We start from the raw sequence: 24368 nt of genomic DNA, 5'->3' as shown, positions 1-24368 counted from the left end.
TACGGTGCTCCCGGAATCCGTGCATCTTCATACGATGACGCCCTACGCCCGGGCGTGACAACCCGCCGCGACCGCATCGTCCTCGCGAGCGTCGTCTTCGTCGTGCTCCTCGCGCAGGTGTTGCTCTACCCGGGGCTCGACACGCTCGTCGCCGCCTTCGGCGGTGGGGCGGCGCTCGAGGGCGGGATGTGGTTCCTCGCGGTCGAGTTCGCCGCGTTCGTCGCCTTCGCCGGCGTCTGGGGCGCCGCCAGCGACGCGACCGGCCGCCGGGTGCCCTTCGTCGTCGCCGGGACCATCGGCGGCGGCGTGGGTTACGCCCTGCTCGCGCTCCTGCCGACCGTGACGACCATGCCGTTCTGGGCGGTGCTGGTCGTCCGGCTGTTCCAGGGCGCGGCCACCATCGGCGCGTTCTCGCTGGCGATGACGATGCTGATGGACCTCGAAGGTGGCCACGGCCGGAACATGGGCGCGGCCGGTATCGCCATCGGCGCCGGGACCGCCCTCGGCGCACCACTCGGCGGGCAGCTCTACGAGGTCGGCACGCTGGTCCCGGTCGCCGCCGCCAGCGTCCTCATGTTCGGGGTGGCGGTGCTGGCGACCGTCGCCATCGACGAGCGCGAGGGGCCGGTCGACGACACCGAGTCGACCATCTGGCGGGCGCTCGCCGGCGTCCGGGACACCCCCATCCTGCTCGTCCCCTACGCCTTCGGCTTCATCGACCGCCTGACCGCCGGGTTCTTCGCGCTCGTCGGCACGCTGTACTTCCGGGAGGTGTTCGAACTCAGCCCCGGCGCGACCGGGCTGATGCTCGCGCTCTTCTTCGCGCCCTTCGCACTCCTGCAGTACCCCTTCGGCGTCGCCTCCGACCGCATCGGCCGGACGGTTCCGGTCGTCGCGGGCTCGGTCTGCTACGGGGTCGCCATCGTCGCGGTCGGCCTCGCCCCGACGGTCCAGCTCGCGGGCGCCGCGATGGTCGCGGTCGGCGTGGTCGGCGCGATGATGTCGCCGGCGACGATGGCCCTCGTGACCGACCTCGCGCGCGACACCGAGCGCGGGGTCGCGATGGCCGGGTTCAACATCTTCGGGAGCACCGGCTTCCTCGCGGGCATCCTCGTCGGCGGGACCGTCGCCGACCGCTTCGGCTACGAGGCCGCGTTCCTCACCGCCGGTGGGGTCGAGATACTGCTGGCCGCGGTCACCGTCCCGGTCTTCCTGCGGTTCCGCATGCGCCGGGAGACGGCGGTCGCGTCGAGCCGGTGATGTGGGATTCGGGAGCACACGTGCGGACGGTTCGACACGCTTAAAGGCCGAGACGAGGAAGTATCGACAACTCGCTGGACGACGGGCACCAGTGGGCACCTGCCCCCGTGCAGGTCATCGGAATGTGGTTCGCTCGCGCGAACTGAACCGGCCAACGCCCGTGGTGATACACCATGACAAAGAGCTTCTACTCCCACATCAAGGAAGCGTGGCAGGACCCGGACGACGGCCAGCTGGCCGAACTCCAGTGGCAGCGAAAGCAGCAGTGGCGCAAGGAAGGCGCCATCGAGCGCATCGAGCGCCCGACTCGCCTCGACAAGGCCCGCGAACTCGGCTACAAGGCCAAGCAGGGCATCGTCGTGGCACGCGTCTCCGTCCGCAAGGGTGGCGCACGCAAGAGCCGACACAAGGCCGGTCGCCGCTCGAAGCGCCAGGGTGTCAACCGCCTCGGGCGGAACAAGAACATCCAGCGCATCGCCGAGGAGCGTGCCTCGCGCAAGTACGTCAACCTCCGTGTGCTGAACTCCTACTGGGTCGGTGAGGACGGCTCCCAGAAGTGGCACGAGATCATCCTCGTGGACCCCGAGCACCCCGCCATCCAGAACGACGACGACCTCAACTGGATCTGCGACGACGCCCACAAGAACCGCGCGTTCCGCGGCCTCACGAGCGCCGGCGTCCAGAACCGCGGCCTGTCGTTCAAGGGCAAGGGCACCGAGCACACCCGTCCGAGCACGTCCTCGGGCACGCACCGCAAGAACTGACGCGGTCTCTCTTTCACCGTTCTCCACCACCGCCGAGCCGCGGCACCGTCTTCGATTCCGAAGAAACGTCCCCGACGCCTCGTGCGAATCGAACCGTTCTTCGGCGTGCGTCTTCGATGACGAGACGTGAGTGGAATCGCGTACGCGCTGTTCGCCGCCGTCCTCTTCGGCACCTACCTCTTCGTCGTAAAGCGGTACTTCAGCGCGTACGCGGTCCCCGTCTACCTGACCTGGGTGTACGCCGCGGCCGTCGTCTGGTACCTGCCGACCGCGGTCGCGACCACCGACGGCCTCCCCATCCCCACGGACCCGGTCGCGCTCGTGGCGACCGTCGCCGTCTCCCTCGGCGTGGTCGTCGCACTGGTCGCGTTCTTCCGGGCGCTGGCCATCGGCGAGGTGAGCTACGTCGCGCCCATCAGCAAGGTCGTCCCGGCGTTCGTCCTTCCCATCGAGGTGCTGGCGCTGCACGAACGGCTCGCCCCGATGCAGGTCGCGGGCGTCGTGGTCGTCACCGCCGGTCTCTACCTCGTCAACTACGAGCCGGGTGAGTTGCTGACGCCGCTGCGCCGCGCGGTCACCGCCCGCCCCGCCCAGCTCGCGCTGGTGAGTGCGGCCACCTTCGGGCTGGTCGACGTGGGCAAACGCCTGCTCCTGCAGGAGCTCGCGGTCACGCCGACCGAGTTCGTCGTCGTGATGCTGGTCACCATCCTCGCCGCGGTCGTCCCGATGGCGCTCCCGGACCTGGAGACCGACCGGGTCGCCGACGACTGGTGGAAGTTCGTCGCGGTCGGCGCGCTCGTCGCCGGCGGCCAGCACGTCATCGCCATCTCCTTCACCACGCTCCCCGCGAGCGTCGCCTCGCCCATCGTGAACGCGCAGGCCGTGGTCGCGGTGCTCCTCGGCGGCGTCCTGCTGGAGGAACCGCAGTTCAGGCTCCGGCTCGTGGCGTCGAGCGTCGCCATCGCCGGCGTCGCGCTCATCACGCTGGGCTAGGCCCGCCCGGAGCCTCAGGCGAGCAGTTCCGTGTAGAGTCGCTCCAGTTCGGCACGGGCCAGCCCCGGCAGCGCGTCGAGTTCTGCGTCCACGTCGAGTTCGTCGAGCGCCGCCCGACAGGTGTGGGTGTGCGACCGGGTGAGCAGGGTATCGAGGTATGAGATGCGAAGGAGGAGTACGGCGTGGTCGAGGTCGTCACCCCCGGCGACGCGGAACGAGGTCCACCCGGACCGGGGGGCGAGCGAGTGGGGTTCGGCCAGCCCCTCGGCGAGGACCGCGTCGCGCACCGGCAGCCGGTACTCGACGTCGACCAGCCCGGAGCGATGGATGTGGCCGAGTTCCTGCGTGTCGCAGTGGAACTCGCGCCCGCCGTCGCGGTGGTCGCCGTCCGTGACGGCAGGCCACGTGGTCACCTCGTCGCAGATGGCGGCGATGAACTCTCCGGAATCCCGGTCGGTGGCAGCATCCCTCATACAGTAACAGAGGCGTTACTCCGGCTTGAGAAGCACGCCGGAGTTACCCGGCCGGTTGAGAGGTCGGTCGCCGGAGATGTCGCTGGCGAAGGGTGCGAAGAGAGCGGGCAGAAACGACCGGCCCGGAACCCGGTTCGCGAGAGCCGGGGGATGGGACGCCTAGTTAGAGTTCGTCTTCGTCCGGGAAGCCGTCGAACTCGGTGATGTCGACGCCGTCGGACGTGATCTCACACAGCACCAGCCCGTTGCCGGAGCCGGTGTCACGCTCGGCGGCCGAGCGGACCGCACGCGCCGCGGCCTGCTTGGCCTCGGCCATGGTCATGTCCTCGTGCCACTCGCCCTCGAGCAGCCCGTAGGCGACCATCATGCCGGAGCCGGTGACGGTGTAGTCGTCCTCCATGACGCCGCCGGCGGGGTCGATGGAGTAGACGTGGCTGCCTTCCTCGTCGACGCCGCCGAGGATGGGGTTGATGGCGAAGAAGGGGCCGCCGCGGGCGAAGTTGCCCGCGAGGGTCGCCAGCGCCGGGATGCTGATGTCCTCGCCGCGGCGGGTCTCGTAGAGGTTGACCTCCGCGCGCAGGGACTTGATGAACGACTGGGCGCCGCCGACGCTGCCGACCAGCGTCATCGCACCCGTCGGGTGGATCTGCTCCACCTTCACGACGTTCTTGTTCGAGACGAAGCGGCCGCCGAGGCTGGCCCGGCGGTCGGTCGCGATGAGGACGCCCTCGTCGGTCGCGATGCCGACGGTGGTCGTCCCGGTCTTGTTGACCGATTCCTCGTCTCGCTCCTGTTCTTTCCACTCGGCGTTGCCGAGTTCGGGGTCGTAGGGGTTCGTGTTCTCGAGCGTCATTCGTCGTCACCCTCCGTGAGGAGGTCGAGTTCGGTCAGTCGGTCGGCGATCTCGTCCGTCTCCAGGTTCCGGTAGGACCCGGTCTCGGCGTCGATGGTCGAGATGGCCAGACCCTCCGCGGGGAAGCCCTCGTCGTCGACGGGGGTGGCGAGCGCCTCGATGGCGAGGTCGATGCCGCCCTCGAGCCCGAGGTCCTCGGAGTAGTTGTCCTCGAGGTGGCTCTGGATCTCCTCGCGGTTGCCGCCGATGGCGATGGCCTTCCACTCGTAGGGGGTCCCGGAGGGGTCCGTCTCGAAGAGGCGGGGTTCGCCGTTCTCGACACCGCCGACGAGGAGCGCGACGCCGAACGGGCGCGCGCCACCGGTCTGGGTGTACTGCTGGATGTGGTCGGTGACCGCCTTGGTGAGCGTCTCGACGCCGATGGTCTCACCGTAGCGGAGCTGGTTCACCTGTGCTTCGCGACGGGCGACGTCGATGAGCTGCCGCGCGTCGGCGACGTGGCCGGCCGACGCGATGCCGATGTGGTCGTCGACCTTGTGGAGCTTCTCGACGGAGTCGCGCTCCATCAGGGGCGAGCGGCTGCGCCGCTCGGCCGCAAGGACGACACCCTCGGGTGTTCGCACGCCGACACTCGCACTCCCGCGCTTTACCGCTTCGCGGGCGTACTCGACTTGATAGAGACGACCGTCCGGGGAGAAGATGGTGATACCCCGGTCGTACGCCTGCTGCTGATTCTGGCCTTGCATGGTAAGCCCTTACCTGAGGTAAGTATCCGCTTTTTAAGTACCTTTTGTATGTTCCCTCGGATTTCGGATAGAACCGGGGGACCGCGCTGCGTACTCGGACCCAGAACTCCCAGGCCCATAACGACTCCGCACTCGGCAAGCCGACCGGGTGCTCGCGACGCTCGCCGGGGCTGTGTGGTACGGGGACTGCGTGAGGGACAGACAGTCTCGCGCGTGCGACAGGATAGTGTCCCTCGCTCAGGCGTGGTCGGCGGTGCGGCGCAAGGCCACGGTGATGACGACGAGGCCGGCCGCGGTCGCCGCCGCCTGGGCACCGAAGCCGAGGTCGGTCGCGGTCGGCGCGACGCTCAAGATCGCGACCGCGACGAGGGCGCCGACGGTGATGCAACCGAAGCCGACGGCCAGCGACCGGAGGCTCCGGATACCGGTCCGCCGACCGGCACGCCGGGCGAGGGTGGTGAGGTACGTCCCGACGAGGGCCGTGACCGCTTGCGCGGCCACGAAGGCGGTCTCTGCTGGGGTCATCCCGGTCCCCATTCGTATGGTAGTGTCCACCAGTGAGTAAAACGGGCGTCCGGTTCCCAGTTCGCGAAAACGCAGCGGGTCGAGCGTCCCGCCCCCAGCCCCCGACGAACATGTTCGAAGGGGTTGCCAGCACCGGAGAATCCGCTCGACGGTTGAAATGGGTCTACCCGTAACGACCGAATGAGGAGACAATGACCGACGACCACACCAGACGACACGTGCTGCGGACGGCTGCGGTCGGTGGCATCGGCCTCGCCCTGGCAGGCTGCCTGGGCGGCGACAGCTCGGGGACGAAGACGGCGGCCGACGACGGCGACACGGGTGGCGGCGGCGAAGACACGACCGCCGGCGGCGACTCGAAGGAGTCCGGCGACGGTGGCGGCTCCGACGCCGCGGTCACCATCGAGGTCGGCCCCGGCGGGCAGTTCTCGTACAAGCCCGAGAACCCGACGGTGAAGACGGGCGAGACGGTGAAGTGGGTCTGGAAGTCGAACCAGCACAACATCGTGGTGTCCGGCCAGCCCGACGGTGCCGAGTGGGAGGGGACGAAAGGTGGCACGTCGAAGCTCTTCGACAAGGGCTACACGTACACCCACACGTTCGACACGGCAGGCACCTACGAGTACTACTGCTCGCCGCACAAGAGCGTCGGGATGAAGGCGAAGGTGACGGTCGAATAACGCGGTCGTAATCCAGCGATCCAACCATGTCAGAGCATACCCCCAGTGCCGACAGTATCGATCCAGAAGCAGTGGTCGAGGAGTACGAGGAGCAACTCGAGGACGTGCTCGCGGAGGTCGAGACGGAGACGCCCCGCGAGGAGGACGACGGCCTCGACCTCGAGCTCGCCGGGCTCGAACTCGACCGTCGCGACTTCCTCAAGGCCGGGGCGGTCGCCGGCGCGATGTCCGCGACGGCCGGCTGTGCCGGCGGCATCCTCGACGACGGCGGGAGCGGGACGAGCAACCCCGCCGGCGGCGGTGGCTCCAAGCCCGACCACCTCGTCCCCCCGGGCGAGCACGACGAGTACTACGGGTTCTGGTCCGGCGGCCACTCCGGCGAGATTCGCGTCATCGGCATCCCGTCGATGCGCGAGCTGACCCGCATCCCCGTGTTCAACACGGAGGGGGCCCGCGGCTACGGCTACGACGACCAGACGAGCGAGATGCTGGAGGAGGCCGGCGACTACACCTGGGGTGACAACCACCACCCGAACCTCTCGGAGACGGACGGCGACTACGACGGCCGGTACCTCTACGTCAACGACAAGGCGAACGGCCGCATCGCGCGGGTGAACCTGAAGTACTTCGAGACGGACGCCATCACGGACGTCCCGAACGTCCAGTCCGTCCACGGGACGACCGTCCTCAGCCCGGACACGAAGTACGTCTTCGGCAACGGCGAGTTCCGGACCCCGTTGCCCAACGACGGCCGGGACGTCCACAGCCCGGAGAAGTACACCAGCCTGTTCAGCGCGGTCGACCCCGAGTCGATGGAGACGACGTGGCAGGTCAAGGTCGACGGCAACCTCGACATCTGTGACTCCGGCAAGGAGGGCCGCTGGGTCATCTCCTCGGCGTACAACTCCGAGGAGGCCGTCGGCATCAAGGGCATGACCCACGACGACCGCGACTTCGTGAAGGCGTTCGACATCCCCGCCATCGAAAAGGCGGTCGAACAGGGCAAGTACGAGGAGATCAACGGCGTCCCCGTCGTCGACGGCACGAAGAGCAGCTCGCTCAACTCCGGGGACCGCCCCATCGTGAAGTACATCCCGACGCCGAAGAGTCCGCACTGCGTCGAGATCGAACCCAACGGCGACTACGCGATGATCGCCGGCAAGCTCTCGCCGACGGTCACCATCCTCGACCTGAACAAGCTCGGGGAGGTCTCGGACCCGGCGAAGGCCGTCGTCGGCCGGCCGAAGGTCGGCCTCGGGCCGCTGCACACCACCTTCGACGGCAACGGCCACGCCTACACCAGCCTGTTCATCGACTCGCAGGTCGCGAAGTGGGACATCCAGGAGGCGGTCGAGGCCAAGAAGGGGTCTGCGGACCCGGTCATCGAGAAGATAGACGTCCACTACAACCCCGGCCACATCCAGGCGCTGGAGGCGATGACGACCGACCCGGACGGCGAGTGGCTCGTCAGCCTCAACAAGCTCTCGAAGGACCGGTTCCTCCCGGTCGGCCCCATCCACCCCGACAACGACCAGCTCATCCACATCGGCCAGGGTGAGAAGGAGATGGAACTGGTCGCGGACCACCCGGCCTACCCCGAGCCCCACGACTGCGTGTTCGCACACCGGGACAAGATCAACCCCGCGACCACGTGGGACAGGGAGGACTACAAGGGCGAGAAGCCGTACGTCACCGCGAAGCAGTCCGGCGTCGAGCGCACCGGCGAGCAGAGCGTCCACGTGAAGTCCTCCGTGAAGCGCTCGCAGTACGGCCTGCAGGAGTTCACGGTGAAGGAGGGCGACGAGGTGCGACTCACCCTCACCAACATCGAGGACGTCCGGGACGTCATCCACGGGGTCGCCATCCCCGAGCACGACGTGAACCTCGCCATCGCCCCGCAGGACACCCGCGAGGTCACCTTCACCGCCGACGAGCCCGGCGTCTACTGGATCTACTGTACGTACTTCTGCAGCGCGCTCCACCTGGAGATGCGCTCGCGGATGATCGTCGAACCGCGCGACTGAGCAGCCACGGACCGAACAGCCCGCGAACCCCACCCCTCGTTCCCACCCGGAAGTGAGAGCCCATGCAACTACCCACGCCCGACGATTTTCGTGAACTCAGGCGCACGCTGCCGGCGATAGCCGCGGTGCTCCTGGTCGCCGCGCTGGCGTTCCCGATGTGGACCATCAGCGTGCACGCCGTGCAGTACCCCGACACCGTGTTGCACCTGCAGCTGTACGCGTACCCCCACATCAGCGGCGACTACGTCGAGATGGCCCGGCTCAACAAGTACATCGGGTTCTACTACCCGGACCCGGTGCACTGGAGCCCGAACTACCAGCCCAAGCCGACGGCGGTCGACGTCCCCGAGTGGTCGCTCGGGCCGCTGGCGTTCGTCGGTGTCGCGGCCGCGGGGGCGTTCGTCGCCCTCGCGCCGGACGAGTCCCGCCTGCGCCGCGGGCTGCGCTGGCAGCTCGTCGGCACCGTCGCGGTGTTCGGCATCGTGCTCGCCGACATCCAGTACCGGCTCTACCAGGCCGGCCACACCCTCGACCCCGGCGCGCCCGTCATGGGCGTCGACGGGTTCACCCCGCCCATCTGGGGGAAGTACGAGGTCGCCAACATCACGAGCTACTCGCGCTTCGGCCTCGGCGCCTACCTGGCGATGTGCTCGGTCTGCCTGCTCGTGGTCGCGTTCTACTACCGCGACGAGCCGGTGACCTTCGGCGACCTGCCGGGCCGGCTCGCGAGCCTGCCCGGTGCCGTCCGGGAGCGACTCCCCGGCGGTGGCGGCGACGACGAGCGAGCGGAATCGGAAGACGGGGAACGGCCACCGGGCCACGTCGGGGGTGACTGACCGTGCGCGAGGTCCGGGAGTACGGCATCGTCGCGGTCGCCCTCGTCGTGGTGCTGGCAGCCGCCGGCATCGCGGTCGCCGGGCCGGCGGCCAGCGCCGCGAGCGACGCCGGTGCCGGCGGCGACGGCAGCGCCGCAGCCAGCACCGACGCCGGCCGACAGGTCGACTTCGACCCGTCGGTCGCCCGCGAACTCGACTTCGAGGCACCCACCGAGGACGGCGTCGCTCGCGTCGGCGACACCGAGTACGACACGCTCCGGGCCGCGCTCGACGCCGCCGAGCCGGGCGACGTGGTCCGCGTCGAGGGACGGTTCGACGAGACCGTGACGGTCACCACGCCGAACGTCACCATCCGCGGGGCCGGGCCGCGGGAGGCTCTCGTCCGGGGAGACGGCGAGGGTGACGTGCTCACCATCGACGCCCCGGACGTCACGGTCCGGGGGCTCTGGGTCCGCAACTCGGGCTGGCAGACCAGCGAGAACGACGCGGCCATCTGGGTCGACGGCGAGGGCGTCACCGTCCGGGACAACCGCGTGACGGACATGACCTTCGGCGTCTGGGTCGACGGCACCGAGGACGTGCGGGTCCTCGACAACACCATCGTCGGGCGCGAGTCGGTCGAGTCGCTCACCGACCGCGGGAACGGCATCCAGCTCTACCGTGCGACCGGCGCCGTCGTCCGGGACAACCGCATCACGGACGTCCGCGACGGCGTCTACTACTCGTGGGCGAGCGAGGTCGTCGCCACGGGCAACACCATGTGGGACCTCCGGTACGGGGTCCACTACATGTACTCCGACCACTGCGTGTTGCGGAACAACACCGCGTTCGACAACGACGCGGGCTACGCGCTGATGATCTCGGAGTACCTGCGCATCGAGAACAACACCGCGGTGAACAACACGGGGCAGAGCGGCCACGGCATCATGGTCAAGTCCATCGACCACAGCGTCCTGCGGGGGAACGAGGTGGTCGGGAACGGGCAGGGGCTGTTCGTGTACAACTCGCTGAACAACACCATCACGCACAACCTGGTGATGGAGAACCGCGTCGGCGTCCACCTCTCGGCCGGGAGCGTCCGCGAGCGCGTCCACCACAACAGTTTCGTCCGGAACGACCGGCCGGTGAAGGCCGTCCTCGGCGAGCAGGTCGCCTGGAACGGGACGGACGCGGGCAACTACTGGTCGGCGGCGACCACCGCCGACACCGACCAGGACGGGGTGAGCGAGACGCGCTACCAGCCGGCCGGGCTGGTCGAACACCTCGTCGCACAGCACCCCGAGGCGAGCGTCTTCACCGACTCGCCCGCGTTCGCGGTGGTCCGCACGGCCGAGCGCTCGGTGCCCGTCATCGAGGCGCCGGGGGTCGTGGACCAGCACCCGCTCGTCCGGCCACCACACGACAACTGGAGGCGATACTATGACGACGATGATTGACGTGACCGAGGTCCGGCAGACGTACGGTTCGGTGACCGCACTCGACGGCGTCTCGCTGTCGGTCGACCGCGGCGAGACGTTCGGCCTCGTCGGGACCAACGGCGCCGGCAAGACCACCCTGTTCCGCCTGCTCGTCGGGCACGAGACGCCCGACGAGGGCGAGGTCCGGGTCGCCGGTTACGGGGCCGACGCGGGCGTCGAGCGCCGCCGGCACGTCGGGTTCCTGCCCGAGGACGCCGGCTTCGAGCCGCGCCTGACCGGGCGCGAGGTGCTGACCTACTACGCCCGCCTCCGGGAGGTGCCGGCCGACGAGCGCGAGCGCCGGGTCCGCCGGGTGCTGGCGACGGTCGGCCTCGAAGACGCGGCCGACCGCGAGGTGGCGGGGTACTCCAACGGGATGACCCGCCGGCTCGGGCTCGGGACGACCCTGCTCACCCGCCCCGACGTGCTCCTGCTGGACGAGCCGACCGCCGGCCTCGACCCCGAGGGCGTCGCGGACTTCCACGACGTGGTCCGGTCCATCGCGGAGACGGCGATGACGGTCGTCCTGACGAGCCACGACCTGCGCGAGGTCGAGGCACTGTGCGACCGCGCGACCATCCTCCGTGACGGCCACGAGGTCGTCACCGGGCCGGTCGACGAGCTGCGGACCGCGGTCGCGACCGCGGCGACCGTGACCTGTCGGCTCGCGCCCGACGCCGACCCCGCCGCCGCGGTCGAGGCGGTCGCCGACCTCGAAGCCGTCCCGGACGCCGCGGTCGAGCAGGCCGGCGACCCGCTGGTCGTCACCTGCCCGCGGGGCGACGAGGGCCCCGTCCTCGACGCCATCCGCGACGCGGTCGCCGTGACCGAGTTCGAGGTCGAGGGCCCCGGCTTCGCGGACGCCTTCCGCCAGCACGTCGCGGACGACCGGCCCGCGAACGAGGTCTTCGCGGAGGACGGGGGTGAGCCGGCATGACGGACGAACGCGAGTACCTTGAGGACGAAGGTGCCGAAACCCGCCCCGACGGCGGCACGGCGACGGCCACCGAGAGCGCGGTGAGACTCGGTGCGCTCACCGCGTCGCTGCCCGCACTGGGCGGTCTCGGGCACGTCCTGACCCTGGCCGACCGCGAGTATCGCACCCTGTCGCGGTCGCGCTGGCCGGTCGGGCTCGCGGCCCTGTTCGCGGTCGTCTCGCTCGCGGTCGCGGCCGCCAGCGGGGCGGGCGCGGGCACCGGCCGCGCCGGCGCGGTCGTCGTCTCGCTCGCCGAGTTCTCGGTCTACCTCGTCCCGCTCGCGGCGCTGGCGTTCGGGTACGCCGCGGTCGTCGAACCGGCCGAGCGCGGCACCCTCGACATGCTGTTCGCGCTGCCGGTCCGGCGGTCGCGGGTCCTGCTCGGGACCTACCTCGGGCGGGCGCTCGGGCTGGTCGCCGCGCTCGCCGTCGGCTTCGGCTTCGGCGGCGCGCTCCTGTTCCGGTTCGTCGGCGTCTCGGGACTGGGCCCCTACGCCCGGTTCCTGCTCGCCGCCGTCGGGGCCGGCCTCGCGTTCCTCGCCATCGCGGTGCTGGTGTCGACGCTGGCGCGCGAGAAGACCCACGCGCTGGGCGGGGTCCTGCTGGCGTGGGTCTGGTTCGTCTTCGCGCACGACCTGCTCGCGCTCTCGGCGGTCGTGTTCGCCGACCCGCCCGAGGTCGTCGTCACCGCGCTGGTGCTCCTGAACCCGGCGGACTGCTTCCGGGTGCTGGTGCTCTCGGGCGTCCAGACGACCGGGGGCGGCGTCGGCGCCGCCATCGCGAGTTCGTCGCTCCCGCCGGCACTCGCCGGGGCCGGGCTACTGGCGTGGATCGTGCTGCCGCTGGCCGGCGCGGTGCAGGCAGCAGGCAGGGTCCACGGGCGGCAGTAGCAGGCGAGAAACCGATTCTCGTAGCGGTCTCAGCAGCAGTAGATGAACGGGTACATCAGGGCGACGCGGTCGCCCGCTTCCAGCTCGGTGTCGAGCCCGTCGAGGTGCTCGTTGAACCGGCCGTTGACACAGATACGGGCGTAGCGCCGGCTCTGTTCGCCTTCCGGGTTCTTCCGCCAGGTACCGGGGAGGTCCTCCGCGTCGGGGACCCAGCCCCGGTGGGTCGACTCCGTCTCGCTCTCGGCGATGAGGAGGTCCGCCACGTCGTACTCCTCGAGGAACGCGTCGAGGAACTCCCGGAGAGTGTCCCCCTCGAAGGTGTACTCCATGCGCGGCTGGCCGACCGCGGTGCGGACGTGGCCGGTGCACTTCACGTCGACCGTGGTGGTCGCCGCGTTCCCTCCCGACTCCTCCAGCCGATGACCAGTCGATACCATACGGGAGAGTAGCGCGAGTGGAACAATAAGGCCTGTCGCGAACATTTACGCCTGCCGCGTGTCACGTGACTGTATGGACGACCGTACCCACGAGCCAGCCCACAGCATCTGTCCGTTCTGCGGGGTCGGCTGCGGCATCGAGTACGCCCCGGCGTCGGGGAAGGCGACCGGCTGGCGCGGGCCGGTCAACCGCAAGGGCGAGGTCTGCCCGAAGGGGGTCGCGGCCTACGACGCGGTCACCGACGACGAGCGCCTGACCACCCCCCGGATCCGCCGGGGCGACGGGAAGCTCCACGAGGCGAGCTGGGAGGAGGCATGGAAGCGCATCGAGCAGGAGTTCGGTACGGTCCTGGACCAGCATGGGCCGGACTCGCTGTACTTCTTCGCCTCCTCGAACTGCACGAACGAGGAGAACTACCTGCTCCAGAAGGTCGCACGCCTGTGCGGGACGAACAACGTGGACAACTGCGCGCGGCTCTGTCACTCCTCGACGGTCGCGGCGATGGGCGCGCGCTTCGGTGCGGGCGCGATGACGAACACCCTCGACGACCTCACCGAGGCCGACTGCTTCCTCGTCGTGGGCGCGAACCCGGCGGTGAACCACCCCGTCATCTTCCGGTCGTACCTGCTCCCGGCCATCAAGCAGGGGACGACGATGATACACGTCGACCCGCGGGCGACCGACACCACGGAGGCTGCCGACCACCACCTGCCCGTGCGCCCGGGGTACGACATTCCGCTGCTGAACGCGATGGCCGCGGTCGTCGTCGAGGAGGGGCTGGTCGACGCCGGGTTCATCGCCGACCGGACGACCGAGTTCGGCCCCCTGAAGCAGTTCCTCGGGGAGGTGGACGTCGACGCGGCGGCCGAACAGGCGGGCGTCGACCCCGAGGACCTCCGGGCCGCGGCGCGCGCCTACGGCGAGGCCGACGCCGCCGCCATCTTCACCGGGATGGGCATGAGCCAGCACCACTGCGGGACCGCCAACGTCCACGCGCTGCTCAATCTCGCGCTCCTGACCGGGAACGTCGGCAAACCCGGCTCGGGCGTCAACCCCCTCCGCGGCCAGAACAACGTGCAGGGCGCCGGCGACGTGGGCGCGCTTCCCTCGGTCCTGCCCGGCTATCGCCCCGTCACCGACGACGAGGGCCGCGCCGACCTCGCCGACGTGTGGGGCGTCGACCCGGCCGCGATTCCCGCCGCCCCCGGCCTGACCGAGGTCGAGGCGACCCACGCGATGGGCGAGTCGGTCCACGCCGCCTACGTCTTCGCCGAGAACGTGGCCGTCACGGAGCCGAACCAGTCCCGGGTGCGCGAACAGCTCGAGGAGTGCTTCCTCGTCGTCCACGACATCTTCCCGAGCGAGACCACCGAGTACGCCGACGTGGTCCTCCCGGGCAGCGCGTGGGCCGAGAAGGAGGGCACCGTCACGAACACCGACCGGCAGGTCATGCGCATGCGCCCGAACACGACCCCGCCGGGCGACGCCCGGACCGACCTCGCCATCATCCGGGAACTCGGCCGGCGCATCACCGACGACGCCTTCGAGTACGACAGCCCGGCGCAGGTGTTCGCGGAACTCACCCGCGCCACGCCCATCTACGGCGGGATGCGCTACGAGAACATCGGCGACGGGAGCCTGCGCTGGCCCTTCCCCGAAGGTGCCGAGTCGGGGACCGACGTGCTCCACGTCGACCGGTTCGAGCACGGTGACCGGACCGCCGAGTTCCGGGTGGTCGAGCACGTCGACCCCGTCGACCCCGTCGCCGAGGACGACCTCGTGCTCACCACGGGCCGGGTCATCGAGCACTTCAACAGCGGCGCGGTCACCCGTCGCTCGGACACCCTGCTGCGCCTCCGGGGCGCCGAGACGCTCCAGATACACCCCGACGATGCCGAAGCGAGGGGCATCGAGGACGGCGAGACGGTCCGCGTCGAGAACGACCGCGGGGCGGTGACCGTCGCCGCCGAGGTGACGCCGGCCATCCGCCGTGGGGCGGTATTCATGACCTTCCACGACGATGACCCACTCGTGAACGTGCTCACCGGCGACACCCTCGACCCCGAGGCGAAGATTCCCGAATACAAGCACAGCGCGGTCCGCGTGGAGGTGGTCTCGTGCGACTGACGGAGGCCGTCCCGAGCGAGGGCACGGTCTGCGTGGTCGGTGCGGGCGGGAAGAAGTCCCTGCTCTACACCCTCGCGCGCGACCTCCACGAGGCGGTCGTCACCAGCACGGTCCGCATCCCCATCTTCGACGGCCACGTCGGCCGGGTCGTGGCGACCGAGGACCCCGTCACCGCCCTCGCCGACGCCCAGCCCGACGACTGGCCGCTGGGACTGGTCCGCGAACAGGACCGCAAGGACCGCTACCGCGGCTACGACGTCGAGACCGTCGCAGAACTCTCCGAGGCCGCCGACGTGCCCGTCCTCGTCAAGGCCGACGGGGCGCGCGGGAAACTGTTCAAGGCGCCCGGCGACCTCGAACCGATGATTCCGGCGACCACCGACGCCGTCTGCCCGATGGTCAGCGTCCAGATCGTCGGCCAGGCGCTCTCGGACCTCGTGGTCCACCGGCCCGAGTCAGTCGTCGACATCACCAACATGCGCATCGGCGGTGTCATCACGGCGCGCCACGTCGCGCAGGTGCTCACCGACCCCGACGGCGGGCTGAAGAACGTTCCCGAGGACGCGACCGTCGTCCCGGTCCTGAACATGGTCGACGACGACGACCTCGAGGCCACCGCCCGCGAGGTCGCCGCCGAGATCTACGACCAGAGCGACCGCGTCGACCGCGTGGTCCTGACGTGTCTGCTGGACGAGGACGACCCGGTGGTCGACGTCGTCTAGGGGAGGCCCCACCTACGGCAGGTCTCCAACCTCGTTCACGTCCGTGAACGTCGTCATGTCCGGCACCGCGTTCTCGGATAGTTCCCGTATCGTCAGCCTGTCGAGCGCCGCGAGGATGCGGGCGTCCTCGCCCCCGAGCACCTGCTCGCAGGCCGCCCGCATCGCGTCGGTCCGGTAGACCGCCTGCGTGGTCTGGAACCAGCCGTCGTCGGTCCGGACCAGGGCGCCGTCGGCCCCGGCAGCGCGCTCGAAGAGCAGTTCGAGGAACTCGGGGTCCACCTGTGGCATGTCGCAGGCCACGACCGCGGTGTAGGGGGCGCGAATCGCACGAAGCCCCGCCCAGATACCCGCCATCGGCCCGCGGTCGGGAACCGGGTCCACCGCGAGCGCGACCCGGGGATACCCGGACAGTTCGGTCCGGAGCGCCGGCACCTGTTCGGCCCGGCAGTTCACCACCACGCCGTCTGTCACCTCCCCGACGCGCCGGACGACCCGGCGGACCATCGGCTCGCCGTCGTAGGCCGCGACCGCCTTGTCACGGTCGCCGAAACGGGTCGAGAACCCGCCGGCGAGGACGAGGCCCGCGCGTCTCCCGGTCATGCGACCGAGTCCGGCGGCCAGCCCCAAATAGGCCCCGGGGGAACGGCCTTCTCCCCCCGCATCGTATGTTCACCTATGAAACACGTCGAATACGTCTACACGTTCGGCATGGAGCCGGACGAGGTCGAACGGCGGCTCGCCGAACAGGGACACGGGACCCTCGCGCTGGCAGACGACGGCGACGCCTACGCCATCCCCATCTCCTACCACTACAGCGCCGACGACGGGCGCATCCTCGTCCGCCTCGCCGACCACGAGGACAGCGACAAGATGCACTACGTCGAGGCGACCACCACCGCGACGCTCGTGCTCTACGGGTCGCCCGAGAGCGACGAGTCCTGGAGCATCCTCGTCCGGGGCGACCTCCGGCCCGCCGAGGGCCTGACGGACACCCAGATCAACGAGCTGTACCAGCCACTCCGCGTCTTCGGTGAGGACGTCGCCGAACTGGAGCCGACGTTCTGGGCGCTCCACCCCGACGAGGTGACGGGCCGGCGGACCGGCGACGTGGACGAGACGTGAGCCGCCCCGTCTCGATAGCGCTCATCCTGTGAACGTCCGTCACAGGAACTGTGAACCGACCAGAGCGTTTATCCGAACGATTGCTGAATCGTTCAGATATGGCTCAGACCGAGCGCCTGGAGCGCCTCATCGCCGACCAGGCTGGCGAGTGCTGTGACACCGACGTGGCCGCCCGCGTCGCCGAACTGGACGACCTCCGGACCGAGGCCGCCCTCGACCGGGGCGACGACGACGTCGGGGTCTTCGGCGCGCTCGCGAACGAGACGCGCTACCGCATCGTGCGCCTGCTGGCGGCGGCCGACGGCGAACTCTGCGTCTGCGAGTTCGACCCGCTGCTGGACGTGAGCGAGAGCGCCATCAGCCACGCGCTCTCGGACCTGACAGGTGCCGGCCTCGTCGCCCGCCGCAAGGAGGGCAAGTGGCGGTACTACCGGACGACGGACCGCGCCGAGGCGCTGCTCGCCGCCGTCGACGAGCCGGAGGTGGACCGATGACGACGCTCGGGTTCGTCTGCGTGCAGAACGCCGGGCGCAGCCAGATGGCGACCGCCTTCGCCGAGCGCGAGCGCGACGAACGCGGCCTCGACTGGGACATCGTGACGGGTGGGACCCTCCCCGCCGAACACGTCCACGAGGAGGTCGTCGACTCGATGCAGGAGCTCGGCATCGACATCTCGGACCGGACGCCGCGCGAGGTGTCCGACGAGGAACTCGAATCCTGCGACGTGGTGGCGACGATGGGCTGCTCGACCCTCTCGCTGAACACCGACGTCGACGTGCGCGACTGGGACCTCACCGACCCCGACGGGAAGTCGCCGGAAGCAGTCGCGGAGATTCGCGACGAGATCGCGTCGCGCGTGACAGCACTGTTCGACGAACTCGACGATGGCAGTCGGTGACCTCTGGGCGCTCGAACTGCTGCTGGCGGCGTTCGCCGGTGGCGTGTTCGGCGCGGCGGTCGGCGCCCTCCCCGCGTTCACCGTCACGGGCGTCCTCGTGGTCGTCGGCGAGCTGTACGACCTCGGGCGTGAGACGCTCGCGACCGGCGCACCTGAGCTGGTACTGACCGGCAGCCTCGCCTTCGGGCCGGTGTTCGGGCCCCACGTCAGTTTCGGCGGCGGCGCGGCCGCGGTCGCCTACGCCGCGAAGCAGGGCTACGTCGACACCGACTTCGACTACCACGAGGCGAAGAACGTCACGCGTGGCCTCGGGACGAGGGTCGACGTGCTGCTCGTCGGCGGCGCCTTCGGGGTCGCCGGCCACCTGCTGAAGACGGTCTCCGCGCTCGCGATGCCCTGGGACCCGGTCGCCTTCGGCGTGGTCGCGTCGGCGCTGCTCCATCGTGCCGTCTTCGGCTACTCGCTTCTCGGGACGAGGCGGGGATTCCTCGATATGACCCCCTTCGAGCGCGACGAGAAGCGGTTCGTCACCGACGGTGGCGAGACGCGTCACGCCGTCGAACCGTGGCTCCCCTACCAGTACGAGTGGGCGGGCGTCTCGCTGTTCGGCCTGGCCTTCGGTGTGCTCGGCGCGTACCTCACCTACCTGACGGCGAGCGTCTTCCTCGGCTTCGGCGTGAGCGTCCTGCTCCTCGTGTACGTCAACGCCGGTGTCGACCAGGTGCCGGTCACCCACCACATGACGCTCCCCGCCGGGTTCGCGGTCGTGGCGGCGGCTGGCGGCGCAGCGACCCCCGGCGCACTCGCGGCGGCGCTCCCGCTCTGGCAGGCCATCCTGCTGGGTGCGGGCGCCGGCCTGTTCGGCGCGCTCGCCGGCGAGGTGAGCCAGCGCGTGCTGTACGCCCACGCCGACACCCACCTCGACCCGCCCGCGGCGAGCATCGTCGTGACCACGCTGGCGGTCAGCCTGCTCGCCGCGACCGGCGTGCTCGGCGACCCGAACGTCCTTCCGGACCCGGCCTGGCTGGGCTGAGACCGCTACCCCTTTTGACGACCGCCCGGTAACACCGGGCAATGACCGACCGTGGGAAGATCGACCGCGAGTTCTTCGACCAGCACATCTACCCCAACCTCGGCGCCGAGCGCGCGGACGTGGCGCTCGGCCCCCGCCACGGCGTCGACTTCGGCGTGCTGGACGCGGGCGGGACCGCGGTCGTGACCGCCACGGACCCCATCTCCATCCTCCCGGACCTCGGCTGGGACCGTGCGGCCCGGTTCGCCCTCGGCGTCGTCCTCGCGGACGTGGCCGTCTCCGGCATCCCGCCGAGCCACCTCGCCATCGAGTTCACCCTGCCGCCGGCGATGACCGACGAGGAGTTCGCGGCGGTCTGGACGACGATGCACGACGAACTCGACGACCTCGGGACCGCGGTCCTGACCGGGCACACCGCGCGCTACCACGGCTGCTCGTTCCCGTGGGTCGGCGGCGCGACCGTGCTCGGTGTCGGGGACCACGACGACGTGATCCGGCCAGACGGTGCCCGGCCGGGCGACCACCTCCTCGTCACGCACGGGCCCGCGGTCGAGGCCACGGCGCTGTTCGCGAACCTCTACCCGGACCAGCTCCGCGACGCCGGGACGGACGCGGACCTCGACGCCCTCGCGGACCGCCTGCCCGAGACGGGCCACGTCCGAGACGCGCTGGTCGCGGCGGCCTCGGGACCGGTCACCGCGATGCACGACGCGACCGAGTGCGGCCTCCACGGCGCGCTGGTCGAACTCGCCGAGACCGCCGGCGTCGGCATCGACTTCGACCCCGACGCGGTCCCGGTGGGCGACGACGTTCGCGCGGTCTGCGCCGCGCTCGACATGGACCCCTGGGCGTCGACCACCTCCGGGACGCTCCTCGTCGCGGTTCGTCCCGAGGGCGTCGACGACGTGCTCGCGGCACTGCGCGAACGTGGGACACCCGTCGCCGACGCTGGGCGAATCACCGACGGCGCAGGTGTCAGCGTCGACGGCGAACGCCTCGACCACCCCGAGGAGGACCCGGCGTGGCGGGCCTACGCAGAGCTGGCCGAGGCTGCAGCAACGGATGACGGCTCGGACGACGACGAATCCCGGGACTAGCTCGCCAGGTCGACCAGCCGGCGGCCGTCGAGTCGCGGGACCACGTCGCGGGTCGACAGCGACATCGCGTAGTCGCGCACGTCGCTGCTTCGGATCTCGTTCTTGTCGGGATAGTTCGGGCCTTTCGCGTACTCCAGTTGCTCGCGGAAGAGCGCTTCCTCGACGGGTTCGAGGGGGAGCCCGGCCATGTGGCGGCCGATGAGGAGCGCCCCGATGGTGTCCTCGGTCGCGGGCTCGCCGTCCTTCCCGGCCGCGACGAGGTGGACCGGGCCGTCGACCTCGCGGAGGTGCTGGCCGAGCGCGGCCGCGTTCGTCGTCGAGCCGACGTAGACGCTGGCGCCGTCGGCGTCGAGCAGTCGGTCGATGGCCCGGCCACCGTTCGAGGAGGTCATCGCGACCGGCCGCCCCGCCACGTCGATGCCCTGGACGTAGCTCGGCGAGTTGAAGAAGTCGTAGCCCTCGGTCGGCTCGTAGTCGGGGGTCGAGCCGCCGCCGATGCGTGCGTCGGGGTAGGTCTCGCGGAAGGCGAACTCGTCGCCACGTTCCGCGGTCACGTGGACGTACTCGGCGCCGTTCGCGAGCAGTTCCACGACCGTGGTCGAGAAGTGCATCACGTCGACGACGACGTAGTGTCCCGGGTCGGGGGCCGCAGGAAGGTCCTCGATTCGTTCGAGCAGTCGGTCCGTCAGGTAGTCGCCCCACTCGGTGCTGCCACCTATCACGAGCGTTCTCTGGGAGCCGACCCTAATGAGCGTGTCCCGAGGCTCAGGTACGTTGACAGGCGCGTCGTCGATTGCGAACAGGCGGCGGTCGCGGTCCCGTCGGCGGGTCGCCGCGCAACCGCAGGCCGCCGCGGGGCAGTCGTCAGGTGATACCGGGACTGGCCCCGGCTTCCGGTTTGAACCCTCGGGCTCACTGGTCGGCGCGGACCGCTCGGAGCTGTGTCAGGACCCACGCCAGCACGAGGAACGTACTCCCCAGCACGGCGACCCAGACCGCCCACTCGACGAGGACGGCCCGGTTCGCCGTCACCGCGGCCTGCGGGACGCGCCGAGAGAGCGCCCAGACGTGCCGGACGACCTGGACGAAGGCGACGAGGCCGAGGGCGACGCCCGGGAGGAGCAACTTGGTCTTCGTGTCCACGAGCGTGACTCGCGGTGGAGTGGCTTCAACGCGCTGGCCGGTCGGGGCGAATCTCCTGCGATACGCCCGTGAACCGTAAACCATCACCTGCCGACGCGAGACGGTTCTGTCGATGGTCCCGTCGCTCCCCGGGTCGAGCGTGGTCCGGTACTACCTGTACAAGGCCACGAAGGCGGTCGAGTTCTACCGCCCCGTGATGTACCTGTACTTCCTCTCGCAAGGGCTGAACTTCACGCAGATCGCGGCGCTGGAGGCGGTCTACAACGTCACGACCGTCCTCGGCGAGGTCCCGACGGGCTACGTCGGCGACCGGGTGGGCCGGCGGAACAGCCTCCTGCTGGGGACCGCGGTCATCGCGGCGACGCTGGTGGGGCTGGGCTTCGCGGAGACGTTCCCCGCGTTCCTCGGCCTGTACGCGCTCTGGTCGCTCGGGTACACCTTCCGCTCCGGCAGCGAGGACGCGTGGCTGTACGACACGCTGACGGTCGAACTCACCGAGGACGCCTTCGCCGAGGTCCGCGGCCGCGGGGAGTCGATGGCCCTGCTGGTCGGCGTCGTCGGTGCGGTGGCGGGGGGCTACCTCGGGAGTATCGACCTTCGATACCCCTTCTGGGTCGCTGCGGGCCTCACCGCGGTCGGCATCCCCGTCCTGCTCTCGATGCCAGAACCCGAGACGGTCGAGGGCGCGGGGGGTGACGTGCTCTCGGTCCGGCGCGCCCTCGGCATCATCCGCGGCGCACTCACGCGCAGGCGACTCCGCGCGTTCGTCCTCTACTACTACGTCCTGTTCGCGGCCGTGCTCTACCTCGTGTTCATCTTCGTCCAGCCCATCTTCGAGACGGTCACGCTCGACCTCGGCCTCCAGCAGAGCCAGGTCGAGCAGGCGCTCGGCTGGTACTACGCCGGCATCAGCCTCGTCGGGGCCGCCCTGAGCTACAACGCCGGCGCCATCGAGGAGCGCGTCGGGCTCCGGACGTGGTTCCTCGTGCTCCCCGTCGGGGTCGGCGCGGCGCTGATCGGGATGTGGCTCGTGCCGGTGCTCGCGCTCCCGGTGCTCCTGCTCGCCCGCGGCATCGCGGACACGACCCGGACCCTCGCCAGCCAGTACGTCAACGACCGCATCGAGTCGACCGGGCGCGCGACCATCCTCAGCGCGATGGCGATGGTGAGCGCGGTGACCGTCGTCCCGTTCCAGCTCGGCAGCGGTGCCCTCTCGGACGTGGTCTCGCCCCTGTTCGCGCTGGCGGTCGGTGGCGGCGTGCTGGCGGTCGGGTCGGTGCTGGTGTGGCTGTGGGAGGCGCCGGTTCCGAGAGAGTAACTCCTCTGTCAACTCCATAAACCACCCAGTAACCCGCTAACCTCGCAGAAACGAGCTATCGACAATAATCCCTAGAGAATCCATATATTCTCTGTCGGCGTATCGTACGACTGGGGATTTTCAATGGCCACCAACGACACCAAACTCATCGACCGGTACAGCGAGATCATCCGCGCGGTCGTCGACGGCATCAACGACCAGGACCTCACAGGCTTCGAGGACTACTTCGCCGACGACCTCGAGACCGAGATACCCTACGGCTGGAGCGGCGACTACGCGACCGGCTACGACCAGTTCGAGGCGATGCTCGAGGACTACTTCACGGCGTTCCCGGACTTCGCCATCGAGGCGCAGTCGTTCACCGCCAGCGGCGACTGGACGTTCACCTGGCTGACCTTCGCGGGCACCCACGAGGGCAACTTCTGGGGCTTCGAGCCGACGGGTGAGTCGTTCGCGACCAGCGGCTTCTGGATCAACCGCTTCGAGGACGAGACCATCGTCGAGAGCTTCGGCTGGTTCGACCTGTTCGACCTGCTGACCCAGCTGGGGTACGAGTTCTCGTTCGACGACTAGGCCGGACCGCCAACGACTTTTATCACAGGGTTGTACCACACGTGTATGAACCAGCGACAGCCAGTTCCGACCGGCTACCCGGTCGGGCTCACCATCGCCGGCAGCGACTCCGGCGGCGGCGCGGGCATCCAGGCCGACATCCAGACCATGGCGGCCCACGACGTGTTCGCGACGAGCGCCGTCACGAGCGTGACCGCCCAGCACACCCGCGGCGTCACCGCCAGCACCGTCCTCGACCCCGCCGACGTGACCGCACAACTCGACGCCGTCTTCGACGACTTCGCCGTCGGGGCGGCGAAGACGGGCATGCTCGGCACCGAACCCGTCGTGCGGGCCGTCGCAGACCGGCTCGCGGACACCGACGTTCCGGTCGTCGTCGACCCCGTGATGGTCGCGACCTCGGGGGACCGCCTGCTCAGCGAGGGGGCCGAGGTGGCCTACGAGGAACTCGTCCAGAGCGCCGCGGTCGTGACCCCGAACACGGACGAGGCGGCCGTCCTGACCGGCATCGACCCGACCGACGAGCAGACCGCCCGAGATGCGGGCGAGGCCCTCGTCGACATGGGCGCCGACGCCGCACTCGTCACCGGCGGCCACCTCGAGACCGACGGCACGCTCGACGTGCTGGTGACCGAAGACGGCGTTGCGACCATCAGACACGGGCGCATCCGGGACGCAGCGACCCACGGGTCCGGCTGCACGCTCTCGGCCGCCATCACCGCGAACCTCGCCCGCGGCACGGACACCGAGTCGGCGGTCCGTGACGCCATCTCGTTCGTCGAGCGCGCCATCCGGTACTACCTCGACGTGGGCGAGGGGGCCGGCGCCGTCCACCACATGGTCGGCGTGCGGAACGAGGCCGCCGCCCGGGAGACGCTCTCGGCGGTCGAGGCGGTCGTCGACGAACTCGTCGCGGCCGACGCGTCGGCACTCGTGCCCGAGGTCGGGATGAACGTCGTCGGCGCCCTCCCGTTCGCCGAGACGACCGACGAGGTCGCCGCGGTCGACGGCCGTATCACCCGGCTTCACGGCGGCGTCCGGCCGAACGGCGGCGTCCGCTTCGGTGCCTCCAGTCACGTCGCGCGCTTCCTGCTCGCGGCCCGGGAGGCGGCCCCGGCGCTCCGGTTCGCCGTCAACTGCCGACTCGGCGACGACGTGGAGACGGCGCTCGACGCGCTCGACTGGCCGACCGCGGCGTACGACCGCGACGCCCAGCCCGCGCCCGACGTGGAGGGCAGCACGATGCAGTGGGGCGCCAGGCAGGCGTTCGGGGGCGACGGCCCGCAGCCGGTGGCCGTCCTCGACCACGGCGCCCACGGGAAGGAGCCGATGTGCAAGGTCGTCGCCGAGAGCCCGGCAGAACTCCGAGAGCGAGTGCTGGCGCTCGCAGACACGATCGACCGGGAGTAGCCTCCGGAGG

Annotated in this window: 27 protein-coding genes; 19 read left to right on the top strand and 8 right to left on the bottom strand. The window is 70.1% G+C overall.

Translation table 11 applies throughout. The features are described 5' to 3' along the window. Window positions 1-54 precede the first annotated feature (54 nt). The 3 genes from NOV86_RS14380 (at window position 55) to NOV86_RS23225 (ending at window position 3017) form a co-directional block, all read left to right on the top strand. Window positions 55-1260, top strand: coding sequence for an MFS transporter (locus NOV86_RS14380; protein ID WP_267642268.1), 1206 nt, complete (start codon window positions 55-57; stop codon window positions 1258-1260). A gap of 173 nt (window positions 1261-1433) precedes the next feature. After that, window positions 1434-2024: a 50S ribosomal protein L15e gene (locus NOV86_RS14375; protein ID WP_267642266.1), complete on the top strand. Its 591-nt coding sequence runs from the start codon at window positions 1434-1436 to the stop codon at window positions 2022-2024. Window positions 2025-2150: 126 nt separating this feature from the next. Continuing rightward, window positions 2151-3017, top strand: a complete 867-nt coding sequence (locus NOV86_RS23225; protein ID WP_267642264.1) for a DMT family transporter — start codon at window positions 2151-2153, stop codon at window positions 3015-3017. A 14-nt stretch (window positions 3018-3031) separates the two neighbouring features. On the opposite strand, the gene NOV86_RS14365 is transcribed toward NOV86_RS23225, so the two are convergent. The 4 genes from NOV86_RS14365 to NOV86_RS14350 all read right to left on the bottom strand — a co-directional run bounded on the left by NOV86_RS14365 (window position 3032) and on the right by NOV86_RS14350 (window position 5626). Then, complete coding sequence (locus NOV86_RS14365; RefSeq protein WP_267642262.1) at window positions 3032-3490, bottom strand: luciferase domain-containing protein; 459 nt, start codon at window positions 3488-3490, stop codon at window positions 3032-3034. 163 nt (window positions 3491-3653) lie between these two features. Continuing rightward, window positions 3654-4343 (bottom strand): archaeal proteasome endopeptidase complex subunit beta, encoded by a 690-nt coding sequence (gene psmB / locus NOV86_RS14360; RefSeq protein WP_267642261.1) that lies wholly within the window; start codon window positions 4341-4343, stop codon window positions 3654-3656. Beyond that, complete coding sequence (psmA, locus tag NOV86_RS14355) at window positions 4340-5089, bottom strand: archaeal proteasome endopeptidase complex subunit alpha (protein ID WP_267642260.1); 750 nt, start codon at window positions 5087-5089, stop codon at window positions 4340-4342. The genes psmB and psmA overlap by 4 nt, the downstream gene beginning before the upstream one ends. A 237-nt stretch (window positions 5090-5326) precedes the next feature. Beyond that, a complete protein-coding gene (locus NOV86_RS14350; protein ID WP_267642259.1) occupies window positions 5327-5626 on the bottom strand; it encodes a DUF7521 family protein in 300 nt (99 codons plus the stop codon). A gap of 179 nt (window positions 5627-5805) precedes the next feature. Here NOV86_RS14350 and NOV86_RS14345 point away from each other — a divergent pair, with 179 nt between their 5' ends. From NOV86_RS14345 to NOV86_RS14320, 6 genes are all read left to right on the top strand, one after another. Next, window positions 5806-6294, top strand: a complete 489-nt coding sequence (locus NOV86_RS14345; protein ID WP_267642258.1) for a plastocyanin/azurin family copper-binding protein — start codon at window positions 5806-5808, stop codon at window positions 6292-6294. Between the two features lie 26 nt (window positions 6295-6320). Next, complete coding sequence (gene nosZ / locus NOV86_RS14340; protein ID WP_267642256.1) at window positions 6321-8318, top strand: TAT-dependent nitrous-oxide reductase; 1998 nt, start codon at window positions 6321-6323, stop codon at window positions 8316-8318. Window positions 8319-8380: 62 nt separating this feature from the next. After that, window positions 8381-9154, top strand: a complete 774-nt coding sequence (locus tag NOV86_RS14335) for a hypothetical protein (RefSeq protein ID WP_267642255.1) — start codon at window positions 8381-8383, stop codon at window positions 9152-9154. Then, window positions 9151-10590 carry a nitrous oxide reductase family maturation protein NosD gene (gene nosD / locus NOV86_RS14330; protein ID WP_438266725.1) on the top strand — a complete coding sequence of 480 codons (1440 nt, stop codon included), beginning with the start codon at window positions 9151-9153 and terminating at the stop codon, window positions 10588-10590. The genes NOV86_RS14335 and nosD overlap by 4 nt, the downstream gene beginning before the upstream one ends. Next, a complete protein-coding gene (locus NOV86_RS14325; protein ID WP_267642251.1) occupies window positions 10574-11548 on the top strand; it encodes an ABC transporter ATP-binding protein in 975 nt (324 codons plus the stop codon). The genes nosD and NOV86_RS14325 overlap by 17 nt, the downstream gene beginning before the upstream one ends. Further along, window positions 11545-12477: an ABC transporter permease gene (locus tag NOV86_RS14320; protein ID WP_267642250.1), complete on the top strand. Its 933-nt coding sequence runs from the start codon at window positions 11545-11547 to the stop codon at window positions 12475-12477. Before NOV86_RS14325 ends, NOV86_RS14320 begins: the two co-directional genes overlap by 4 nt. Before the next feature lie 29 nt (window positions 12478-12506). Here NOV86_RS14320 and NOV86_RS14315 read toward each other — a convergent pair whose 3' ends face one another. Next, window positions 12507-12914: a MoaD/ThiS family protein gene (locus NOV86_RS14315; protein ID WP_267642249.1), complete on the bottom strand. Its 408-nt coding sequence runs from the start codon at window positions 12912-12914 to the stop codon at window positions 12507-12509. Window positions 12915-12987: 73 nt separating this feature from the next. On the opposite strand from NOV86_RS14315, the gene fdhF reads away from it, so the two are divergent. Both fdhF and yqeC read left to right on the top strand, forming a co-directional pair. Further along, window positions 12988-15042, top strand: a complete 2055-nt coding sequence (fdhF, locus tag NOV86_RS14310) for a formate dehydrogenase subunit alpha (RefSeq protein WP_267642248.1) — start codon at window positions 12988-12990, stop codon at window positions 15040-15042. Then, entirely contained in the window at window positions 15033-15764 is a 732-nt protein-coding gene (gene yqeC / locus NOV86_RS14305) for a selenium cofactor biosynthesis protein YqeC (protein WP_267642247.1), read from the top strand. The genes fdhF and yqeC overlap by 10 nt, the downstream gene beginning before the upstream one ends. Window positions 15765-15776: 12 nt before the next feature. On the opposite strand, the gene mobA is transcribed toward yqeC, so the two are convergent. After that, window positions 15777-16364 (bottom strand): molybdenum cofactor guanylyltransferase, encoded by a 588-nt coding sequence (gene mobA, locus NOV86_RS14300; RefSeq protein WP_267642246.1) that lies wholly within the window; start codon window positions 16362-16364, stop codon window positions 15777-15779. A 75-nt stretch (window positions 16365-16439) separates the two neighbouring features. On the opposite strand from mobA, the gene NOV86_RS14295 reads away from it, so the two are divergent. From NOV86_RS14295 to NOV86_RS14275, 5 genes are all read left to right on the top strand, one after another. Beyond that, window positions 16440-16886, top strand: a complete 447-nt coding sequence (locus tag NOV86_RS14295) for a pyridoxamine 5'-phosphate oxidase family protein (RefSeq protein ID WP_267642245.1) — start codon at window positions 16440-16442, stop codon at window positions 16884-16886. A gap of 98 nt (window positions 16887-16984) precedes the next feature. Then, window positions 16985-17380 (top strand): ArsR/SmtB family transcription factor, encoded by a 396-nt coding sequence (locus tag NOV86_RS14290; RefSeq protein ID WP_267642243.1) that lies wholly within the window; start codon window positions 16985-16987, stop codon window positions 17378-17380. Further along, window positions 17377-17784 (top strand): arsenate-mycothiol transferase ArsC, encoded by a 408-nt coding sequence (locus NOV86_RS14285; protein ID WP_267642242.1) that lies wholly within the window; start codon window positions 17377-17379, stop codon window positions 17782-17784. Before NOV86_RS14290 ends, NOV86_RS14285 begins: the two co-directional genes overlap by 4 nt. Then, a complete protein-coding gene (locus NOV86_RS14280; RefSeq protein WP_267642240.1) occupies window positions 17771-18817 on the top strand; it encodes a DUF7973 family transport facilitator in 1047 nt (348 codons plus the stop codon). Before NOV86_RS14285 ends, NOV86_RS14280 begins: the two co-directional genes overlap by 14 nt. Before the next feature lie 41 nt (window positions 18818-18858). Beyond that, window positions 18859-19914: an AIR synthase family protein gene (locus NOV86_RS14275; RefSeq protein ID WP_267642239.1), complete on the top strand. Its 1056-nt coding sequence runs from the start codon at window positions 18859-18861 to the stop codon at window positions 19912-19914. On the opposite strand, the gene NOV86_RS14270 is transcribed toward NOV86_RS14275, so the two are convergent. Together NOV86_RS14270 and NOV86_RS14265 are read right to left on the bottom strand one after the other, a co-directional pair. Then, complete coding sequence (locus NOV86_RS14270) at window positions 19911-20636, bottom strand: 2-phosphosulfolactate phosphatase (protein ID WP_267642238.1); 726 nt, start codon at window positions 20634-20636, stop codon at window positions 19911-19913. The two genes, NOV86_RS14275 and NOV86_RS14270, sit on opposite strands and share 4 nt — an antisense overlap. Before the next feature lie 190 nt (window positions 20637-20826). Continuing rightward, on the bottom strand, window positions 20827-21057 hold the full coding sequence (locus tag NOV86_RS14265; protein ID WP_267642237.1) for a hypothetical protein: 231 nt from the start codon (window positions 21055-21057) through the stop codon (window positions 20827-20829). Between the two features lie 112 nt (window positions 21058-21169). Here NOV86_RS14265 and NOV86_RS14260 point away from each other — a divergent pair, with 112 nt between their 5' ends. From NOV86_RS14260 to thiD, 3 genes are all read left to right on the top strand, one after another. Further along, window positions 21170-22375 carry an MFS transporter gene (locus NOV86_RS14260; protein ID WP_267642236.1) on the top strand — a complete coding sequence of 402 codons (1206 nt, stop codon included), beginning with the start codon at window positions 21170-21172 and terminating at the stop codon, window positions 22373-22375. Between the two features lie 123 nt (window positions 22376-22498). After that, window positions 22499-22948 carry an ester cyclase gene (locus NOV86_RS14255; protein WP_267642235.1) on the top strand — a complete coding sequence of 150 codons (450 nt, stop codon included), beginning with the start codon at window positions 22499-22501 and terminating at the stop codon, window positions 22946-22948. Window positions 22949-22993: 45 nt separating this feature from the next. Further along, window positions 22994-24358, top strand: coding sequence for a bifunctional hydroxymethylpyrimidine kinase/phosphomethylpyrimidine kinase (gene thiD, locus NOV86_RS14250; RefSeq protein ID WP_267642234.1), 1365 nt, complete (start codon window positions 22994-22996; stop codon window positions 24356-24358). The last annotated feature ends 10 nt before the right edge of the window (window positions 24359-24368 follow it).

This window comes from Haloarchaeobius amylolyticus (assembly GCF_026616195.1).
In the GTDB taxonomy this organism is placed as follows: domain Archaea; phylum Halobacteriota; class Halobacteria; order Halobacteriales; family Natrialbaceae; genus Haloarchaeobius; species Haloarchaeobius amylolyticus.
The sequence above is the reverse complement of the archived record's forward strand: the minus strand, read 5'-3'. Positions and strand labels throughout refer to the sequence as shown.

What these genes read in the sequence shown, in the direction of transcription:
- NOV86_RS14365 (WP_267642262.1), bottom strand. Translation starts at nt 3,490, where the DNA reads ATGAGGGATGCTGCCACCGACCGGGATTCCGGAGAGTTCATCGCCGCC.
- NOV86_RS14345 (WP_267642258.1), top strand. Translation starts at nt 5,806, where the DNA reads ATGACCGACGACCACACCAGACGACACGTGCTGCGGACGGCTGCGGTC.
- NOV86_RS14280 (WP_267642240.1), top strand. Translation starts at nt 17,771, where the DNA reads ATGGCAGTCGGTGACCTCTGGGCGCTCGAACTGCTGCTGGCGGCGTTC.
- NOV86_RS14375 (WP_267642266.1), top strand. Translation starts at nt 1,434, where the DNA reads ATGACAAAGAGCTTCTACTCCCACATCAAGGAAGCGTGGCAGGACCCG.
- NOV86_RS14285 (WP_267642242.1), top strand. Translation starts at nt 17,377, where the DNA reads ATGACGACGCTCGGGTTCGTCTGCGTGCAGAACGCCGGGCGCAGCCAG.
- nosZ (WP_267642256.1), top strand. Translation starts at nt 6,321, where the DNA reads ATGTCAGAGCATACCCCCAGTGCCGACAGTATCGATCCAGAAGCAGTG.
- mobA (WP_267642246.1), bottom strand. Translation starts at nt 16,364, where the DNA reads ATGACCGGGAGACGCGCGGGCCTCGTCCTCGCCGGCGGGTTCTCGACC.
- NOV86_RS14320 (WP_267642250.1), top strand. Translation starts at nt 11,545, where the DNA reads ATGACGGACGAACGCGAGTACCTTGAGGACGAAGGTGCCGAAACCCGC.
- NOV86_RS14335 (WP_267642255.1), top strand. Translation starts at nt 8,381, where the DNA reads ATGCAACTACCCACGCCCGACGATTTTCGTGAACTCAGGCGCACGCTG.
- NOV86_RS14325 (WP_267642251.1), top strand. Translation starts at nt 10,574, where the DNA reads ATGACGACGATGATTGACGTGACCGAGGTCCGGCAGACGTACGGTTCG.
- fdhF (WP_267642248.1), top strand. Translation starts at nt 12,988, where the DNA reads ATGGACGACCGTACCCACGAGCCAGCCCACAGCATCTGTCCGTTCTGC.
- NOV86_RS14255 (WP_267642235.1), top strand. Translation starts at nt 22,499, where the DNA reads ATGGCCACCAACGACACCAAACTCATCGACCGGTACAGCGAGATCATC.
- NOV86_RS14295 (WP_267642245.1), top strand. Translation starts at nt 16,440, where the DNA reads ATGAAACACGTCGAATACGTCTACACGTTCGGCATGGAGCCGGACGAG.
- thiD (WP_267642234.1), top strand. Translation starts at nt 22,994, where the DNA reads ATGAACCAGCGACAGCCAGTTCCGACCGGCTACCCGGTCGGGCTCACC.
- NOV86_RS14290 (WP_267642243.1), top strand. Translation starts at nt 16,985, where the DNA reads ATGGCTCAGACCGAGCGCCTGGAGCGCCTCATCGCCGACCAGGCTGGC.
- NOV86_RS14315 (WP_267642249.1), bottom strand. Translation starts at nt 12,914, where the DNA reads ATGGTATCGACTGGTCATCGGCTGGAGGAGTCGGGAGGGAACGCGGCG.
- NOV86_RS14260 (WP_267642236.1), top strand. Translation starts at nt 21,170, where the DNA reads ATGGTCCCGTCGCTCCCCGGGTCGAGCGTGGTCCGGTACTACCTGTAC.
- psmB (WP_267642261.1), bottom strand. Translation starts at nt 4,343, where the DNA reads ATGACGCTCGAGAACACGAACCCCTACGACCCCGAACTCGGCAACGCC.
- psmA (WP_267642260.1), bottom strand. Translation starts at nt 5,089, where the DNA reads ATGCAAGGCCAGAATCAGCAGCAGGCGTACGACCGGGGTATCACCATC.
- NOV86_RS14275 (WP_267642239.1), top strand. Translation starts at nt 18,859, where the DNA reads ATGACCGACCGTGGGAAGATCGACCGCGAGTTCTTCGACCAGCACATC.
- NOV86_RS14350 (WP_267642259.1), bottom strand. Translation starts at nt 5,626, where the DNA reads ATGGGGACCGGGATGACCCCAGCAGAGACCGCCTTCGTGGCCGCGCAA.